This window comes from Microbacterium sp. 11MF, from assembly GCF_000383475.1.
Classification (GTDB): Bacteria; Actinomycetota; Actinomycetes; order Actinomycetales; family Microbacteriaceae; genus Microbacterium; species Microbacterium aquilitoris.
On sequence record NZ_KB911461.1, the window covers coordinates 314,475 to 330,986 of the forward strand.

Consider the following 16,512-nt stretch of genomic DNA (forward strand, 5'->3'; position numbering starts at 1 on the left):
CATGGTCAACTATCGATTCCTGGGCAACAGCGGCCTCAAGATCACCGAACTCACCTACGGCAACTGGCTCACCCACGGGTCCCAGGTCGAGAACGACGCGGCGATCGCGACGGTCCACAAGGCCCTCGACCTCGGCATCAGCTCGTTCGACACCGCCGACGCATACGCCAACACGGCGGCCGAGTCCGTCCTCGCCGAGGCACTCAAGGGTCAGCGCCGCGAGTCCCTCGAGATCTTCACGAAGGTCTACTGGCCGACCGGTCCCAAGGGGCCGAACGACCATGGGCTGTCGCGCAAGCACCTGCTCGAGGGCATCAACGGCTCGCTGAAGCGACTGAACACCGACTACGTCGACCTCTACCAGGCGCACCGCTACGACTACGAGACCCCGCTCGAGGAGACGATGCAGGCCTTCGCCGACATCGTCCGTCAGGGCAAGGCGCTCTACATCGGCGTCAGCGAGTGGACCGCTGAGCAGCTCCGCGCCGGACACGCGCTGTCGAAGGAACTGGGCTTCCAGCTCGTCTCGAACCAGCCGCAGTACTCCGCACTGTGGCGCGTCATCGAGGGCAAGGTCGTCCCGACCTCCGAGGAGCTCGGCATCTCGCAGATCGTCTGGTCGCCGCTGGCGCAGGGCGTCCTCACCGGGAAGTACAAGCCGGGTCAGCCGCTCCCCGAGGGGTCGCGCGCGACCGACGAGAAGGGCGGATCCGACATGATCAAGCGCTTCATGAAGGACGAGACCCTCTCCGCCGTGCAGAAGCTGCAGCCGATCGCCGAGGGTGCGGGCGTCACGATGCCGCAGCTCGCCCTCGCGTGGGTGCTGCACAACCCGAACATCGCCGCGGCGATCATCGGGGCGTCGCGTCCCGAGCAGCTCGAGGACACCGTGAAGGCCTCGGGCATCGAGCTCGACGACGACACGTACGCCGCCATCAACGATGCGCTCGCGCCGGCAGCGGTCACCGACCCGGAGGAGACGTACTCGGTCTCACCGAAGTCCCGTCTGATCTGACGCGCGTCGCCCGTCCGTGGCCACGCACAGCGCCGGCATCCTGCTCTACCGTCTCGACGGTGAGGGCGGGGTGTCGGCGTTCGTCGCTCACATGGGCGGGCCGTACTGGGCGAACAAGGACGAGGGTGCCTGGTCGATCCCGAAGGGCGAGCTCGAGGACGGCGAGGATGCGCTGGATGCCGCGAAGCGGGAGTTCGACGAAGAGCTCGGCGTCCTGCCGCCCGAGGTCGACTACGCCGAGCTCGGCACGTTCGCGTACTCGTCGGGCAAGCGGGTGACGGTCTTCGTCGCCGACGGTGCGGGCTTCGAGGCGGACGCGTTCGTCTTCGGCGAGTTCGAGATGGAGTGGCCGCCACGATCGGGCCGGACGGCATCATTCCCCGAGGTCGATCGCGCAGAGTGGATGCCGCTGGCCAGAGCCCGTGAACGCGTCGTGAAGGGGCAGCGGCCCGCACTCGATCGGCTGGTGGAGCTGCTGGCTCAGGCCCGCTGAGTCAGCGCTTCTTCTTGGGCGCCTCGGAGACGTCGAGCTTCTCGTGCTTGCCGCCGAGCGACGACCACGCGGATTCCTTGCCGGATGCCGCGTGTTCCGCCCCGCGCACGGCGCGCTCGTCGGCCCACTCGTTGAGGACGTGACCCCGGTGGCCGCGGACATGCTCGAGTACGACGTCGGGAAGGCCTGCCGCGCGGCGGGCGTCACGAGCCACGATCAGCTGCTCGAGAAGGTCGACGTTCTTGGTCGGCGCACCGGTGGAGGTTTTCCAGCCGCGGCGCCGGTGACCGTCCATCCACCTCTCGTAGGTGTCGATCGCGTACTTCGAGTCCGCCTGGACGACGAGCTCGCTGACATCCGCGTGATCCTCGATCGCCTTCAGGAGACCGAGCAATTCGCCGACGTTGTTGGTGCCCTGGATGACCGAGCCCGCGGCCCAGTGGCCGTCCTCGCCGACCCAGGCCCACCCCGTCGGTCCGGGGTTGCCCTTGCAGGCGCCGTCGGTGGCCACGACATAGCGGGAGGTTTCGGTCACCGGTCCACGGTACCCGTGCGCGGCACGGAGGCCGCGCACAGGCCCCGGGTCACGGGCGCAGCAGGACCTTGCCGACGCGGCCGGCGGTCAGGCTCGCACGGGCGGCGTCGCGCGCCTGCTCGAGCGGGAAGGTCGCCGAGACCGGGAGGGTCAGGACGCCGGACGAGAGGTGCTGGGCGAGCTCGCCGAAGAGCTGGCCGCGCTTGGCGGCATCCATCTCGGTGCTGACCTTGCTGCCCCAGAAGCCCTTGATCGTGATGTGGCGGAAGATGACCGGACCCGAGGCGAGCTCCATGACCGGGGCATCCATCGCGCCGAAGACGACGAGGGTGGCGTTCTCGCCGAGGAGCGAGAGGACATGGCCGCTCGACTCGCCGCCGACGGAGTCGACGCCGGCGATGATCGAGGCGCCGCCGGTGATCTCGGCGACCTTGTCGCGCCAGTCGTCGGTGTCGACGGCGACGATGCGGTCGATACCCTGATCGGCGAGCTCGGCGACGGCGGCGCTGCGGCGGACGAGGCCGACGACGTTCAGGCCGCGGGCGCGACCCATCTGAGCAACCATGCGGCCGACGGCGCCGTTGGCGGCGTTCTGGACGATCCAGTCGCCGGGCTTGAGGTCGAGGAAGTCGATGAGGCTGATCGCGCTGAACGGCATGGAGACCAGCTGCGCGGCCTGCTCGTCGGGAAGGCCCTCGGGCACGGGGATGAGGCCTGCGGCGCGGGCGACGAACTGCTCGGCCCAGACGCCGAAGGTGCCGCCGGTGGCGACACGCTGACCGACCTGCAGGTTCTCGACGCCCCCACCGAGCTCTTCGACGACGCCGACGGCCTCGGTGCCGGAGCGGGCCGGGAGTTCCGGCTTGAAGCCGTAGGTGCCGCGGATGGTCCACAGGTCGTGGTTGTGGATGGGGGAGGCGAGGAGGCGGACGCGGACCTCACCGGCGCCGGGCGTCGGGTCGGGGGTCTCCGTCGTCTCCAGGACGTCGGCCGGTTCGCCGAAAACGGGGTGGGTGACTGCGCGCATGTTTTCTCCAAGCGTCATTTTGTAACGATCGGTACAATATACTACGAGTGACCGAGAGGATCCACCATGGGCCGCACCAGCGCATTCGACCGCGACGACGTCATCCGCGCCGCGCGCGACGTCTTCTGGGCGCGCGGCTACGCCGAGACCGGCATCGGGGAGCTCGAGCAAGCGACCGGTCTGAAGCGCTCGAGCCTCTACCACGCCTTCGGCAGCAAGAAGGGGCTCTTCGAGGCCGTCGTCGCGCGGTACCTCGATGAGGTCGTGCGCTCGCGCATCGGTCGCCTGCATCAGGCGGATGCCGGTCCCGAGGCGCTCGAGCGGTACATCGCCGAGATGCGCGCTGCGATCGCCAGCGGCACCCCCCGGGCGCAGGCGGGATGCCTGCTGCTCAACGCCGCGTGCGCACCCGTCGTCGACGACGATCCGGACGTGCGTGCGCTCGTCACGGGTTACACGGATGAGCTCCGATCCGCGATCGCTGCGGGCGTCGACTCCGCGCGACCCGAGATCTCCGCAGGGTCGCGAGCGGCGCTGGCGGAGGTCTGCGCATCGCTCGTCATCGCGGCGCTTGCCGTCGCGAGGGTGGATCCGGATGCCGCGGACCGCAGCCTCGAGGCCGTGCTGACGGCCGTCGCCTCATGGGATGCCGGTGCCGTGTCCGTGTATACATAACTTCCCGATTCAGGCTCGCCCGCCCCCGGAGGGTCGCCTTGTGCATACACTGAGGCCATGACCGATGCCCCCGCGCGTTTCGCCGGCGTGCGCGCGTACGAGACGCTGCTGGGCGAGATCCAGGACGGCACGCTGCGCCCCGGCGCCGTGCTGGGCGAGGTCGAGCAGGCTGCGCGGCTCGGGGTGAGCCGGACTCCGCTGCGTGAGGCGCTCCGCCGTCTGGCCGCCGATGGGCTCGTCGAGCAGGCATCGCCGCGGGTCACCGTCGTCACCGGCATCGACGTCGACGACATCCGCGCTCTCTTCGACGTCCGCCGCGCGCTGGAGGAGACGGCGGCGCGGTTGGCCTCGCGTGCGTCGGATCGCTCGGTCTTCGCTGCGCTCGCCGCGGACTTCGCCGCCGTCGACGCCGGCGATGGGCCCGTCTCCGATGCCGACGCGTACTACGCGCTCATCGCGCGATTCGATGCGGAGCTCGACGCGGCCGTCGGCAACGACTACCTGACGTCCGCGTTGCGCACCGTCCGCACGCATCTCGTACGCGTCCGGCGTCTCGCCCGCGACAAGCCCGAACGACTCGCGGCATCCGTCTCGGAGCACCGTCTCATCGCGAGCGCGATCGCGTCAGGCGATGCCGACCTCGCCGCGCACGCGACGCACGTGCACCTGCACAACGCCCTGACCTCGATACTCGACTCCCTGTCCGACACCCCGGAGGAAACGACATGACCGTCACCCACCACGTCCGCGTCTACCGCAGCGACGAGCCGCTTCCCCGCGAGGAGCAGCTCGCCTACAAGATCGCCCAGGTCGCCGTCGACCCGGTCGCGGTCGAGTCCGACGTCATCGACATGATCGTGAACCGGATCATCGACAACGCGGCGGTGGCCGCGGCATCCCTCACCCGTCGACCCGTCAGCGCGGCCCGTTCGCAGGCGCTGTCGCACCCGGTGTCGGCCGGCGGGTACGGCGGCACCGTGTTCGGCGTGCCGAACGAGACCCGCACGAGCCCCGAGTGGGCGGCGTGGGCGAACGGCGTCGCCGTGCGCGAGCTCGACTACCACGACACGTTCCTCGCGGCGGAGTACTCGCACCCGGGTGACAACATCCCCGCGATCCTGGCCGTCGCGCAGCACGTCGGCGCCGACGGCGCCGCGCTCGTCCGCGGCCTCGCCACCGGATACGAGATCCAGGTCGACCTCGTCCGAGCGATCAGCCTGCACAAGCACAAGATCGACCACGTCGCACACCTCGGCCCCTCGGCGGCCGCGGGCATCGGCACGCTCCTCGGCCTCGACGTCGACACGATCTACCAGGCCGTCGGCCAGGCTCTCCACACCACGACCGCGACGCGTCAGTCGCGCAAGGGCGAGATCTCCACGTGGAAGGCGCACGCCCCCGCCTTCGCCGGCAAGATGGCCGTCGAAGCGGTCGACCGTGCGATGCGCGGCGAGACGTCGCCGTCGCCCATCTACGAGGGGGAGGACGGCGTCATCGCCTGGCTCCTCGACGGCAAGGACGCCGCGTACGACGTGCCGCTCCCGGGAGCCGGCGAGCCGAAGCGCGGCATCCTCGACACCTATACGAAGGAGCACTCGGCCGAGTATCAGGCGCAGGCCTGGATCGACCTCGCCCGCAAGCTCGGCACCGAGCGGCCCGAACTCCGCGACCCGGCCAACATCGCCTCGATCGTGCTGCACACGAGCCACCACACGCACTACGTGATCGGCTCGGGCGCCGGCGACCCGCAGAAGTACGACCCCACGGCATCCCGCGAGACGCTCGACCACTCGATCCCGTACATCTTCGCGGTCGCGCTGCAGGACGGCGGCTGGCACCACGTCGACTCGTACGCGCCCGAGCGCGCCGGCCGCCCCGACACGGTCGAGCTGTGGCACAAGGTCACGACCGCCGAGGATGCCGAGTGGACGCGGCGCTACCACTCGGAGGACCCGGACGAGAAGGCGTTCGGCGGCCGCGTGGAGATCACGCTGACCGACGGCTCGACCGTCGTGGACGAGATCGCCGTCGCGGATGCGCACCCCCTCGGAGCCCGCCCGTTCGCCCGCGCGGACTACGTGCGCAAGTTCCGCCTGCTGGCGGAGCACGTGCTCGAGCCCGCCGAGATCGACCGGTTCCTCGCGCTGGTGGAGCGCCTGCCCGAGCTGACGGCCGATGAGGTGCGGCAGCTCGACATCGTTGCGGCGCCGGGCGTGCTCGAAGCGGCGCCGGCCCCGAAGGGGCTGTTCTGATGACCGGGCTGATGGGTCGAGCGTTCGGTATTCAGTCTCTGCGCTCGTGCGTCCACCCTGGCGGGTGTCTCGAACCGCGCGGTTCAGGGGCGCGTGTCGACGGCGACGATACGTCGGGACTGAATACGGAACACCCCGTGGGCGGAAGGGAGGCGCGCTGATGCTGTACGCACAGACACCCGCGCACGAGAAGCGCCGTCTGTTCCGCGAGCGGCTCGCGACGGGGGAACTCCTGCGCTTCCCCGGCGCGTTCAACCCGCTGTCGGCCCGCCTCATCGAACGGAAGGGCTTCGAGGGCGTCTACATCTCGGGCGCCGTCCTCTCCGCCGATCTCGGGCTCCCCGACATCGGACTGACGACCCTGACCGAGGTCGCCGCCCGCGGCCAGCAGATCGCCCGCCAGACGGAGCTCCCCGCGATCATCGATGCCGACACGGGGTTCGGCGAGCCCATGAACGTGGCGCGGACGATCCAGACCCTCGAGGACGCCGGCATCGCCGGTGCGCACATCGAGGACCAGGTGAACCCGAAGCGCTGCGGCCATCTGGACGGCAAAGCGGTCGTCGACGAGGACACGGCACTCAAGCGCATCCGCGCCGCCGTCGACGCGCGTCGCGACTCGAACTTCCTCGTGATGGCGCGCACCGACATCCGGGCCGTCGACGGGCTGGATGCCGCGACCGACCGCGCGCGCAAACTGGTGGATGCCGGCGCCGATGCGATCTTCCCCGAGGCGATGCGGACCCTCGAGGAGTTCGCCGCCGTGCGCGAGGCGGTCGACGTGCCGATCCTCGCGAACATGACCGAGTTCGGCAAGAGCGACCTGTTCACGGTCGACCAGCTGCGGGACGTCGGGGTGAACATCGTGATCTGGCCGGTGTCGCTCCTGCGCATCGCGATGGGCGCGGCCGAGCGTGCGCTCGATACGCTGATCGACGAGGGGCACCTGACGTCCCGCCTCGGCGAGATGCAGCACCGCGCCGACCTGTACGACCTCATCGACTACGAGTCGTACAACCACTTCGACACGAACGTCTTCACCTTCCGCATCGACCGCTGACGGTCGACGAACAGGAGCGAACATGAGCGACCCCGACATCAAGAAGGGCCTCGCCGGCGTCTACGCCGACACGACGGCGATCAGCAAGGTCAACCCCGAGACGAACTCCCTGCTGTACCGCGGGTACCCGGTCCAGGAGCTGGCGGCGACCCAGCCGTTCGAGGCGGTCGCCTACCTGCTGTGGCACGGCGAACTGCCGACCGGCGACCAGCTCGCCGAACTGCAGGCGGTCGAGCGGGCGAACCGGGCGATGCCCGCCGACATCCGCTCCTTCATCGACGCGATGCCGACCTCGGCGCACCCGATGGACGAGGCGCGGACGGTCGTCAGCCTGCTCGGCGCGTTCGAGACCGCGGGCATCGCGAACGTGCTGGATGCCGCGGGGACGCCGGCGGAGAACCTGGACCGCAGCATCCGCCTGTTCGCGATCCTCCCCGCCGTCGTCGCGTACGGTCAGCGCCGCCGCCGGGGGCAGGAGATCGTCGAGCCGCGTGAGGACCTCGGGTACGCCGCGAACTTCCTCTGGATGACCTTCGGCGAGGAGCCCGACGAGGCCGTCATCGACGCGTTCAACCGCTCGATGGTCCTCTACGCCGAGCACTCGTTCAACGCGTCGACGTTCACAGCCCGCGTGATCGCGTCGACGCTGAGCGACCTGTACTCGTCGGTGGTCGGTGCGATCGGCGCGCTGAAGGGACCGCTCCACGGCGGCGCGAACGAGGCCGTCATGCACATCTTCGACGAGATCGGCTCGGCCGACGCCGTCGTGCCGTGGCTCGACGAGGCCCTCGCCGCCAAGCGCAAGATCATGGGCTTCGGCCACCGGGTCTACAAGCGCGGCGACTCGCGCGTGCCGACGATGAAGGCCGCGCTCGACACGCTCGTCGAGCACTACGACCGGCCCGACGTCGCCGAGTTGTACGAGACGCTCGAGTCCGAGTTCGTCTCGCGCAAGGGCATCTACCCCAACCTCGACTACCCGTCGGGCCCGGCGTACAGCCTCATGGGCTTCGACACGCTGACGTTCACGCCGCTGTTCATCGCCGCCCGCATCACCGGGTGGACGGCGCACATCATGGAACAGCAGGCATCCAACGCCCTCATCCGACCCCTGGCGGCGTACAGCGGTTCGGACGAGCGGCACATCGAGGGCTACGTCCCGGATGCCGCCGAGGTCGAGGCTCTCGAGCGGCCGGAGGAAGCCGCTGGCTGATGTTTTCCCCACGCGGACGCGTGGGCGTGGTATCCAGGAGGTCCTGGCGATGGAGCAGGGCTCATCTGTGACGCGCCGGGAGATCCTGGGGTGGTTCTCATGTCATATCGTCCTGTGCGGAGGTGGGCGAGAGTCCACGCCGTTGTCGCCATGCTGGCCGGGGCCGTCGTCCTCGGCGCGCTGACCGCGGCGCCGTCGAGTGCCGTCTCGGAGAATCCGCGCCTGTTCTGCGATCTGCCCGGGCAGAAACTCGCGATCTCGCCGATGAATCTCCTCAAGGCGGGCCAGCGGATCTGGTGGAAGACGAGCCTGACGGGCGAGTACGCCAGCACCCTCTCGGGTGAATACGTCGGCAAGCTGTACAACGCGCTGGGGGCGGACACCGCGGGCCAGCCGCGGGACCTGCTGCTGGTGAGGCTCGATGGCATCAACGGCGAGCCGGGCGAACTCGACACAGGAGTATGGGCCGGGATGTCCGGCTCACCCGTCTACGACGACCGGCAGAGACTCATCGGAGCGATCTCCTACGGATTCAGTTCGCTGCCGAACAACGTGGTCGGCGTCACTCCCGCCGCGTACATCAAGTCGCTCGGCGTCCTGCCGGCGTCCAAGACCCTCGGCCGCTCGCAGACCGAGAGCGTTGAGGACATGGTGAACGAGCCGTCGACCGCGCGCAGTGCCACCCTCAAGCGCATCGACCCGGTCCGAGTGACGATCGGCTCCTCGGCGTCCGACATCGATGAGACGACAACCCGGCTGGGCGATCGCATCGACGGATTCCGGGGCGTTGCCGCGACCGGGCGCGCGGTCCCCGGCGGGGAGTATCGTGCACGCGATTATCCGATCCTCGCGGGCGGCAACATCGCGGTGTCGTATGGGTACGGCGCGGTCACCGAGGCCAGCGTCGGCACCGTGACCGCTGTCTGCGGCACGGAGGTCTTCGCTTTCGGTCATCCGAGCAGCGGCAACTCGAAGCTGTCCGCCAACATCCACGGCGCACTGACCGCGCGGATTGTTCCGGATCCGGAGGGCTCCTACAAGCTGATCAGTGCGATCGGCAAACCGAAGGGCAAGCTCGTCGAGGATCGGACCGTCGGCGTCCGCGCGAAGTTGGGGATCATCCGCCCGACGATCGAAGTTCGCACGACCAGCGCGTATGGGGATGTGAAGAACGCCATGACCACGAATGTCTCGGAGCAGCAATTCGTCGCGAGCGCGGCGTACACGCAGCTCGGGAACGAGGTCGTCCGCATGCTCGACAACGCGCAAGAGGGTTCTGCCCGGGTGGAATGGAGAATCACCTACCAGCGTGCCGACGGAAGTACAGCGATCCTGAAGAACGCCAATCGGTATTCGAGCAAGACGGATCTGCCGTACGTCGTCGGTGAGGGCGTCGCCAACGACGTGGCTGCCTTGCAGAGCAACTCTTTCGAGGAGGTCCGGATTCAGTCAGTCCATGTCTTGACGCGTTTCGAGTCGGACCACCGGATCGCGAAGGTGGGCGGTGTGCAGATGCTCAAGGGCGGTAAATGGGTGACGGTGGACTCGGGCAGTGTCACCAAAGTCGCTCGCGGCGGGTCGTATTCGTTCCGCGCGGTGCTCAGCCCTGCCCCGGGAGCGGAGAAGGTGACGGAGTACGCGCCGTTTACGCTGACGGTGCCGAGGGATGTGCGCAGCACGTACCAGGTCGAGCTGTTCGCTCCGGATGCCGATGACGAGTTCGGGGGAGAAGGGCCCGCGCCGCGGACCTTCGCGCAGTTCGTCGCGGGGCTCGACGACAACCATCGTTCCGATGTCGTCACGCGGGAGGTGTCCTACACGTCGACGGCGGGCCCGCGGAAGGCGAGCGGGGCCACGATCGTGACACCCACGGTGCTGGTCGCGAACGGGGCATCCGTGTCCGTGCGGTTCGAGGTCCCCGCGGCACGCTGATTTTCCCCACCGGGACGCCCCACGTGGTATTCAGGACATCTGCATGACCAGTGGCCGAGCACCTTCGGTCTCGGCGCGCACACGTCACCCTGGGGGGAACGCACCATGTCATACCGTCCTGCGCGGAAATCGGGGGTCGCGCGCGTCGCCGTGGCGACCGCTGCCGCCACCGTCCTCATCGCGTCACTCACGGCGGCGCCGGCGAACGCCGTCTCGTCGGACCCGAACCTCTTCTGCGATCTGCCGGGTCAGCGCCTGGCGATCTCGCCCATCAGCGGCCTGAAGGAGGGCGAGCCCGTCACCTGGCGCTCCACCGTCAAGGGAACCAAGCCCACGACCTTCACCGGTGAGTACATCGGCAAGCTCGACAACGCGCTCGGGACGGATGCCGCGGGCAAGCCGCGCGATCTGCTCCTCGTCAAGCTCGACGGCGACATCGTCAACGGCACGTCGGGTTCGCTCGCCGCGGGCGTGTGGGCCGGGGCATCCGGCTCGCCCGTCTACGACGCGGACGGCGCCCTGCTCGGCGCGGTGTCGTACGGTTTCAGCTCGCTCCCCGACAACGTCGCGGGGGTGACGCCGGCCGCGTACATGAAGGCGATCGGCGCGCTGCCGGCATCCAAGACGCTCAGCCCGTCGCAGACGCAGACCGTCGAGCGGATGGCCGACGAGAAGTCGACGGCTCGTCGCAGCAGCACGCTTCGCCGCATCGAGCCGGTGCGAGTGACGATCGGGACGTCGGCGAGCGACCTGGACGACGCCACGGACAGACTCAGTGAACGCATCCCCGGCTTCCGCGGCGCGGCGGCGAGCGGCCTCGCCGTGCCCGGTGGCGAGAATCGCGCGGCCGACTATCCGATCGTCGTCGGCGGCAACATCGCGATGTCGTACGGCTACGGCGCCGTCACCGAGGCCAGCGTCGGCACCGTGACCGCCATCTGCGGCACGGAGGTCTTCGCCTACGGCCACCCCGGCAGCGGCAACTCGGCTCTCTCCGCCAGCATCCACGGCGCATCGGCGGCGCGCATCGTCCCCGACTCCGCCGGCTCGTACAAGATGGTCAGCGCGATCGGCCGGGTCAAGGGCAAGCTCCTCGACGATCGGACCGCCGGCATCCGCGGCAAGCTCGGCGTACCCGCTCCGACGATCGAAATCCGGACCACCAGCGCCTACGGCACCCTGAAGAACACGACGGTCACGAAGGTGTCCGAGCCGGGGTTCATCCCCGGCGCCGCGTACGCGCAGATGGGCAACGAGGCGGTCCGGATGCTCGACAACGTGCAGAAGGGCTCTGCGCGGGTCGAGTGGACGATCACGTATCAGCGGGCCAACGGTGCGACGGCGACCCTGAAGAACGTGAACCGCTACGCGAGCCCCTCCGAACTGCCCTACTACGTGGGTGATGGTGTCGCGAATGACGTGGCGGCGCTGCAGAGCAACCCGTTCGAGGATGTACGGATCCTGTCGGTGAACGTCCTGACGCGTTTCGAGGCGGATTACCGGGCGGCGGCTTTCAGCGGTGTGCAGATGCTGAAGAGCGGCAAGTGGGTGACGGTGGATTCGGGCAGTGTCCTGAAGGCCGCTCGTGGCGGGTCGTATTCGTTCCGCACGGTGCTCGCGCCGGCTCCGGGTGCCAAGAAGGTGACCGAGTACGCGCCGTTCACGGTGACCGTGCCGAAGGATGTGCGCAGCACGTACCAGGTCGAGTTGTCCGCCCCGGACGCCGACGACGAGTTCGGTGGAGAAGGGCCGGACCCGCGGTCCTTCGCGCAGTTCGTCGCGGGGCTCGACGACAACTACCGTTCCGATGTCATCACGCGAAACATGTGGTACACGTCGACGGCGGGGCCGAGGAAGGCCGGCGAGGCCACGATCGTCGCACCCACGGTGCTGATCGGCAACGGGGCATCCGTGTTCCTCCGGTTCGAGGTCCCGGCCACGCGCTGACGTCATCGATCCCGGCGACCGCGCCGCAGCTCATCACGGGCTGCGGCGCGGTCGTATGTACGGAGTCGGTACGGTCTGCGAGCATGAGGCCATGGTGGACACCACGAGCACGGAGCGCATCGTCATCGTCGCCGGGGCGCGCACTCCCGTCGGCCGCTTCGACGGCGCCTTCCGAGGGACACCCGCACACGAGTTGGGCGCGCAGGCGGTGTCCGCCGCTCTCGACCGCTCGAGGGTCGACCCGTCCCGCGTCGGCGAGGTGGTCATCGGCACGATCGGTCAGGTCGCCGGCGACGCCTACATCGCTCGACGCATCGCGCTCGCGGCAGGCCTCGCCGACGACACTCCCGCCTTCACGGTGAACCGGCTGTGCGGGTCGGGGCTGCAGTCGATCTGGTCGGCGGCGCAGGAGCTGCGCTGGGGCGGCATCGATGTCGCCGTCGCCGGCGGCGCCGAGAACATGACGCGGATGCCGTTCTACGACATGGACGCCCGCGCGGGAGCGACGCTCGGACACCGCCGGCTGCTCGACGGCACCCTCGCGATGCTCACCGATCCGTTCAGCGGGCGGCACATGGGTACGACCGCCGAGACCGTGGCCGAGCGCTTCGGGGTGACGCGCGCCGAGCAGGACGCGTACGCCCTCGAGTCCCAGCGCCGCGCATCGACGGATGCCGCCCGCGCCGCCTTCGCCGAAGAGATCGTCGCCACGACGACCACCGATCGACGGCCCGTAGAGGTGACACGGGATGAGCACCCGCGTCCCGACACGACGCTCGAGGCGCTCGCCCGGCTGCGTCCGGCGTTCACCCCGGACGGCACCGTCACCGCGGGGAACGCCTCGGGGATCAACGACGGCGCCGCCGCGACGGTGCTGATGCGGGAGTCGGACGTGCGCGCCGAGGGACTCCCCGCGCTCGCGACCATCGAGGCCGTCACGACCGCGGCGCTCGACCCGGCGATCATGGGGTACGCGCCGACGATCGCGCTGCGGAAGCTCTTCGCCCAGACGGGGCTGAGCCCTGCAGACGTCGCGACCGTGGAACTCAACGAGGCGTTCGCGTCGCAGGTGATCGCGGTCATGCGCGACACGGGGCTCGACCCGGAGCGGACGAACCCCTACGGCGGGGCGATCGCGCTGGGCCACCCCGTCGGCGCGACCGGCACGATCCTGACCGTCCGTGCGGCGCTGACCCTGCAGCGGACGGGCGGAGAGTTCGCCATCGTCACGATGTGCATCGGCGGCGGCCAGGCGCTCGCTGCGCTGTTGCGACGCTGGGACGCCTGACCGAGGCATCCGTCTGCAAGCATGAAGGGATGACGGATTACGCGACCATCCTCACCGAGACGCGCGGACGCGTCGGGTGGATCACCCTCAACCGACCCGAGGCGCTGAACGCCCTCAATGCGCAGGTCATGCACGATGTCGTGGATGCCGCGGAGGCCTTCGACGCCGACGCCGGGATCGGCGCCATCGTCGTCACCGGCAGCGAGCGGGCGTTCGCAGCCGGCGCGGACATCAAGGAGATGGAGGCGCTCAGCGGCAGCGAGATGCTGCTCGCGAACCACTTCGGCCAGTGGTCGCGGTTCGCAGCGGTGCGGACGCCGACCATCGCCGCGGTGGCGGGCTATGCGCTCGGCGGCGGGTGCGAGCTCGCGATGATGTGCGACATCATCCTCGCGGCCGACTCGGCTCGGTTCGGGCAGCCGGAGATCAGTCTCGGGGTCATCCCGGGGCTCGGCGGGACCCAGCGGCTCGTGCGGGCGATCGGGTCGTTCAAGGCAGCGGAACTCGTGCTGACGGGGCGGCAGCTGACGGCGGACGAGGCGGAGCGGTCGGGCCTCGTCTCGCGCGTCGTGCCGGCGGCGGAGCTTCGGGACGATGCGCAGCGCACGGCGGAGACCATCGCGTCGAAGCCGCTGCCCGCGCTGTACGCGGCGACGGCGGCGCTCGACGTCGCCGTGGAATCGACACTGGCGGAGGGGCTGCGGTTCGAGCGGCAGGCGTTCGCCGGGCTGTTCGACACCGCGGACCAGAAGGAAGGCATGGCCGCCTTCCGCGAGAAGCGCGCACCGGAGTTCCGGCACCGATGAGCGCCGTCCGCCTTGTGCGCTCCGAGGGTCTTGCGGCAGCGCCGTATGCGTATGCGGCGCACGTCGAAGCAGGGGCCGAGCTGATTTTCCTCGCGGGTGCGTGCCCGCTTGCCGACGACGGCTCGACGGTCGCTGTCGGTGATGTGGCGGGTCAGGCTCAGCGCTGCGTCGAGACGATGCTCGTCGCGCTGGATGCCGCTGGTGCGACCCTCTCCGATGTCGCGTCGACGCGGGTTCTGGTGGCTTCATCGGACCGGCACGACCTGGTGGCGGCGTGGAACGTGGTGCGTGAGGCCTTCGGTGAGCATGACGTGCCCAGCACTCTGATGGGCGTGGCAGCGCTGGGGTACGAGGATCAGCTGGTCGAGATCGAGGCCGTCGCGGCGGTCCGTGGTGGTTGAGCTGCCCGCCGCCGTCGCGGCCCGACCGGGAGCCTCGCGCCCGACCGTAGACTCTGAGGCGATACCGAGGAGGAGTCAATGAAGATCGTCGTCCTGCTGAAAGAAGTGCCGGACACCTGGGGTGACCGCACGCTCGATCTCGAGACGGGGCTCGCCGCGCGTGACGCATCCGAGCGTGTCCTCGATGAGATCGGTGAGCGCGCTCTCGAAGCCGCCCTCACGTACTCCGAGGCGAACGAGGGCACCGAGGTCGTCGTCATGACGATGGCATCGGATGCCGCGACCGCCTCCCTCCGCAAGGGGCTCGCGATGGGGGCTCACTCCGCCGTCCAGGTCACCGACGATGCGCTGCGCGGCGCCGACCTCGGCGTCACGGCCCGCGTCCTCGCCGCAGCTCTCCGCCGCACCGGCTTCGACCTCGTCATCACCGGCAACCTCTCCACCGACGGCGCCGGCGGCGTGCTCCCCGCGATGCTCGCCGAGCACCTCGGCGTCCCGCAGGCCACCGCTCTGTCCGCCGTCGAGATCACGACGGATGCCGTCAGCGGCACGCGCGCGACGGACTTCGGCACCGCGTCGGTCACCGCGACGCTGCCCGCCGTCATCTCGATCACCGAGGCGCTGCCCGACGCTCGCTTCGCCAACTTCAAGGGCATCATGGCGGCGAAGAAGAAGCCGTTCGAGGTGCTGTCGCTCGCCGATCTCGACGTCGACGTCGACCCGGCATCCGCCCCGCAGTCGATCATGACCGCGGTCGCGCAGAAGCCGCCGCGGCAGGCGGGGACGAAGATCGTCGACGAGGGGGATGCCGGCGAGAAGCTCGCAGCCTTCCTGCTCGAGAACCGGCTGGCGTGAGAGACCGAGGAGAACATCGTGACCGACTTCGCCCCTGACGCCGTCCTCGTCTGGCTCGACGTGACCCCCGGCGGGGAGCTGGCCGCTTCCGCCGCCGGTCTCATCGGCGCCGCCGCCTCGATCGGCACCCCCGTCGTCCTCCTCGTGGCCGACAGGTCCCGGCACGCCGACCTCGCCGCCGCGGCCGGATCCCTCGGCGCGTCGACCGTCCTGACCGCCGGGCTCGGCGGCGCCGACTCAGCGCTCACGGTACCGATCGTCGACGCGGTGGCCGCGGCATCCGCTCTCGTCAAGCCGGACGCCGTCCTGATCTCGAACTCCATCGAAGGCCGGGACGTCGCGGGACGGTTCGCTGCCCGGACCTCTGCGGCCCTCTGCGTCGACGCCGTGGGCGTCTCGCGCGACGACGACGGCGTGCTCGCGCAACACTCCGTCTACGGCGGCGCCTACAACGTCATCGCGGGGGCGACGTACGGACCGCTCGTGGTCACGGTCCGGCAGGGGTCGATCGATGCGCGGGCCGAGGCCGTCGACGCGCCGACGATCGTCGGGCTGCAGGTCGAGGCATCCGGAGCGCCCGCCGCCACCGTCACGGGCTTCGACGAGGCGGTCGCCGCCTCGAGCCGCCCGGAACTCCGCGGCGCGGCGAAGGTCGTGTCGGGCGGGCGCGGGCTCGGCTCGGCCGACCAGTTCTCCCTCGTCGAGCAGCTCGCCGATGCTCTGGGCGCGGCCGTCGGAGCCTCCCGCGCTGCAGTGGATGCCGGTTACGTCCCCTACTCGTACCAGGTCGGCCAGACCGGTGTCTCGGTGTCACCGCAGTTGTATGTCGCACTCGGCATCTCGGGCGCCATCCAGCACAAGGCGGGCATGCAGACGGCGAAAACCATCGTCGCCGTGAACAAAGATGGAGAGGCACCGATCTTCGACATCGCCGATTTCGGTGTCGTCGGAGACCTGTTCACCGTCGTGCCGCAGCTGATCGCGGCGCTCGAGGCGGGAAAGAAGTAGGAGCG

The 16,512-nt window shown here is 69.7% G+C and carries 16 protein-coding genes; 14 read left to right on the forward strand and 2 right to left on the reverse strand.

What is annotated here, in order from left to right; all coding sequences use genetic code 11:
- Position 1: 1 nt before the first annotated feature.
- A complete protein-coding gene (locus tag H286_RS0113575; protein WP_020098599.1) occupies positions 2–1,015 on the forward strand; it encodes an aldo/keto reductase family protein in 1,014 nt (337 codons plus the stop codon).
- A gap of 16 nt (positions 1,016–1,031) precedes the next feature.
- Positions 1,032–1,508, forward strand: a complete 477-nt coding sequence (locus H286_RS0113580) for an NUDIX domain-containing protein (RefSeq protein WP_020098600.1) — start codon at positions 1,032–1,034, stop codon at positions 1,506–1,508.
- A gap of 1 nt (position 1,509) precedes the next feature.
- On the opposite strand, the gene H286_RS0113585 is transcribed toward H286_RS0113580, so the two are convergent.
- Together H286_RS0113585 and H286_RS0113590 are read right to left on the reverse strand one after the other, a co-directional pair.
- Complete coding sequence (locus tag H286_RS0113585) at positions 1,510–2,043, reverse strand: ribonuclease H family protein (protein ID WP_018187438.1); 534 nt, start codon at positions 2,041–2,043, stop codon at positions 1,510–1,512.
- 49 nt (positions 2,044–2,092) lie between these two features.
- Positions 2,093–3,070 (reverse strand): zinc-binding dehydrogenase, encoded by a 978-nt coding sequence (locus H286_RS0113590; RefSeq protein ID WP_020098602.1) that lies wholly within the window; start codon positions 3,068–3,070, stop codon positions 2,093–2,095.
- Positions 3,071–3,136: 66 nt separating this feature from the next.
- Between H286_RS0113590 and H286_RS0113595 the strand changes: the two genes are divergently transcribed.
- The 12 genes from H286_RS0113595 (at position 3,137) to H286_RS0113650 (ending at position 16,507) form a co-directional block, all read left to right on the forward strand.
- Complete coding sequence (locus H286_RS0113595) at positions 3,137–3,745, forward strand: TetR/AcrR family transcriptional regulator (RefSeq protein WP_018187436.1); 609 nt, start codon at positions 3,137–3,139, stop codon at positions 3,743–3,745.
- A gap of 57 nt (positions 3,746–3,802) precedes the next feature.
- The gene (locus H286_RS0113600; protein WP_018187435.1) at positions 3,803–4,474 is read left to right on the forward strand and encodes a GntR family transcriptional regulator; all 672 of its coding nucleotides are present in this window, start codon (positions 3,803–3,805) and stop codon (positions 4,472–4,474) included.
- Positions 4,471–5,997, forward strand: a complete 1,527-nt coding sequence (locus tag H286_RS0113605; protein ID WP_020098603.1) for an MmgE/PrpD family protein — start codon at positions 4,471–4,473, stop codon at positions 5,995–5,997. The genes H286_RS0113600 and H286_RS0113605 overlap by 4 nt, the downstream gene beginning before the upstream one ends.
- Positions 5,998–6,157: 160 nt before the next feature.
- Positions 6,158–7,057: a methylisocitrate lyase gene (prpB, locus tag H286_RS0113610; RefSeq protein WP_020098604.1), complete on the forward strand. Its 900-nt coding sequence runs from the start codon at positions 6,158–6,160 to the stop codon at positions 7,055–7,057.
- A gap of 22 nt (positions 7,058–7,079) precedes the next feature.
- Positions 7,080–8,270 carry a bifunctional 2-methylcitrate synthase/citrate synthase gene (locus H286_RS0113615; protein WP_020098605.1) on the forward strand — a complete coding sequence of 397 codons (1,191 nt, stop codon included), beginning with the start codon at positions 7,080–7,082 and terminating at the stop codon, positions 8,268–8,270.
- A 99-nt stretch (positions 8,271–8,369) separates the two neighbouring features.
- Complete coding sequence (locus H286_RS0113620; RefSeq protein ID WP_051090686.1) at positions 8,370–10,202, forward strand: hypothetical protein; 1,833 nt, start codon at positions 8,370–8,372, stop codon at positions 10,200–10,202.
- A gap of 105 nt (positions 10,203–10,307) precedes the next feature.
- Positions 10,308–12,149: a hypothetical protein gene (locus tag H286_RS0113625; RefSeq protein ID WP_231370971.1), complete on the forward strand. Its 1,842-nt coding sequence runs from the start codon at positions 10,308–10,310 to the stop codon at positions 12,147–12,149.
- 91 nt (positions 12,150–12,240) lie between these two features.
- On the forward strand, positions 12,241–13,437 hold the full coding sequence (locus H286_RS0113630) for a thiolase family protein (protein WP_020098608.1): 1,197 nt from the start codon (positions 12,241–12,243) through the stop codon (positions 13,435–13,437).
- 29 nt (positions 13,438–13,466) lie between these two features.
- Positions 13,467–14,243 carry an enoyl-CoA hydratase-related protein gene (locus H286_RS0113635; RefSeq protein ID WP_020098609.1) on the forward strand — a complete coding sequence of 259 codons (777 nt, stop codon included), beginning with the start codon at positions 13,467–13,469 and terminating at the stop codon, positions 14,241–14,243.
- Positions 14,240–14,644 (forward strand): RidA family protein, encoded by a 405-nt coding sequence (locus H286_RS0113640; RefSeq protein ID WP_020098610.1) that lies wholly within the window; start codon positions 14,240–14,242, stop codon positions 14,642–14,644. Before H286_RS0113635 ends, H286_RS0113640 begins: the two co-directional genes overlap by 4 nt.
- Positions 14,645–14,722: 78 nt before the next feature.
- Positions 14,723–15,499, forward strand: coding sequence for an electron transfer flavoprotein subunit beta/FixA family protein (locus tag H286_RS0113645; RefSeq protein ID WP_020098611.1), 777 nt, complete (start codon positions 14,723–14,725; stop codon positions 15,497–15,499).
- Positions 15,500–15,517: 18 nt separating this feature from the next.
- Positions 15,518–16,507, forward strand: a complete 990-nt coding sequence (locus tag H286_RS0113650) for an electron transfer flavoprotein subunit alpha/FixB family protein (protein ID WP_020098612.1) — start codon at positions 15,518–15,520, stop codon at positions 16,505–16,507.
- The last annotated feature ends 5 nt before the right edge of the window (positions 16,508–16,512 follow it).

Coding starts and splice junctions, on each gene's coding strand:
- H286_RS0113575 (WP_020098599.1), top strand. CDS start 2: ATGGTCAACTATCGATTCCTGGGCAACAGCGGCCTCAAGATCACCGAA.
- H286_RS0113590 (WP_020098602.1), bottom strand. CDS start 3,070: ATGCGCGCAGTCACCCACCCCGTTTTCGGCGAACCGGCCGACGTCCTG.
- H286_RS0113595 (WP_018187436.1), top strand. CDS start 3,137: ATGGGCCGCACCAGCGCATTCGACCGCGACGACGTCATCCGCGCCGCG.
- H286_RS0113600 (WP_018187435.1), top strand. CDS start 3,803: ATGACCGATGCCCCCGCGCGTTTCGCCGGCGTGCGCGCGTACGAGACG.
- H286_RS0113605 (WP_020098603.1), top strand. CDS start 4,471: ATGACCGTCACCCACCACGTCCGCGTCTACCGCAGCGACGAGCCGCTT.
- prpB (WP_020098604.1), top strand. CDS start 6,158: ATGCTGTACGCACAGACACCCGCGCACGAGAAGCGCCGTCTGTTCCGC.
- H286_RS0113615 (WP_020098605.1), top strand. CDS start 7,080: ATGAGCGACCCCGACATCAAGAAGGGCCTCGCCGGCGTCTACGCCGAC.
- H286_RS0113620 (WP_051090686.1), top strand. CDS start 8,370: ATGTCATATCGTCCTGTGCGGAGGTGGGCGAGAGTCCACGCCGTTGTC.
- H286_RS0113625 (WP_231370971.1), top strand. CDS start 10,308: ATGTCATACCGTCCTGCGCGGAAATCGGGGGTCGCGCGCGTCGCCGTG.
- H286_RS0113630 (WP_020098608.1), top strand. CDS start 12,241: ATGGTGGACACCACGAGCACGGAGCGCATCGTCATCGTCGCCGGGGCG.
- H286_RS0113635 (WP_020098609.1), top strand. CDS start 13,467: ATGACGGATTACGCGACCATCCTCACCGAGACGCGCGGACGCGTCGGG.
- H286_RS0113640 (WP_020098610.1), top strand. CDS start 14,240: ATGAGCGCCGTCCGCCTTGTGCGCTCCGAGGGTCTTGCGGCAGCGCCG.
- H286_RS0113645 (WP_020098611.1), top strand. CDS start 14,723: ATGAAGATCGTCGTCCTGCTGAAAGAAGTGCCGGACACCTGGGGTGAC.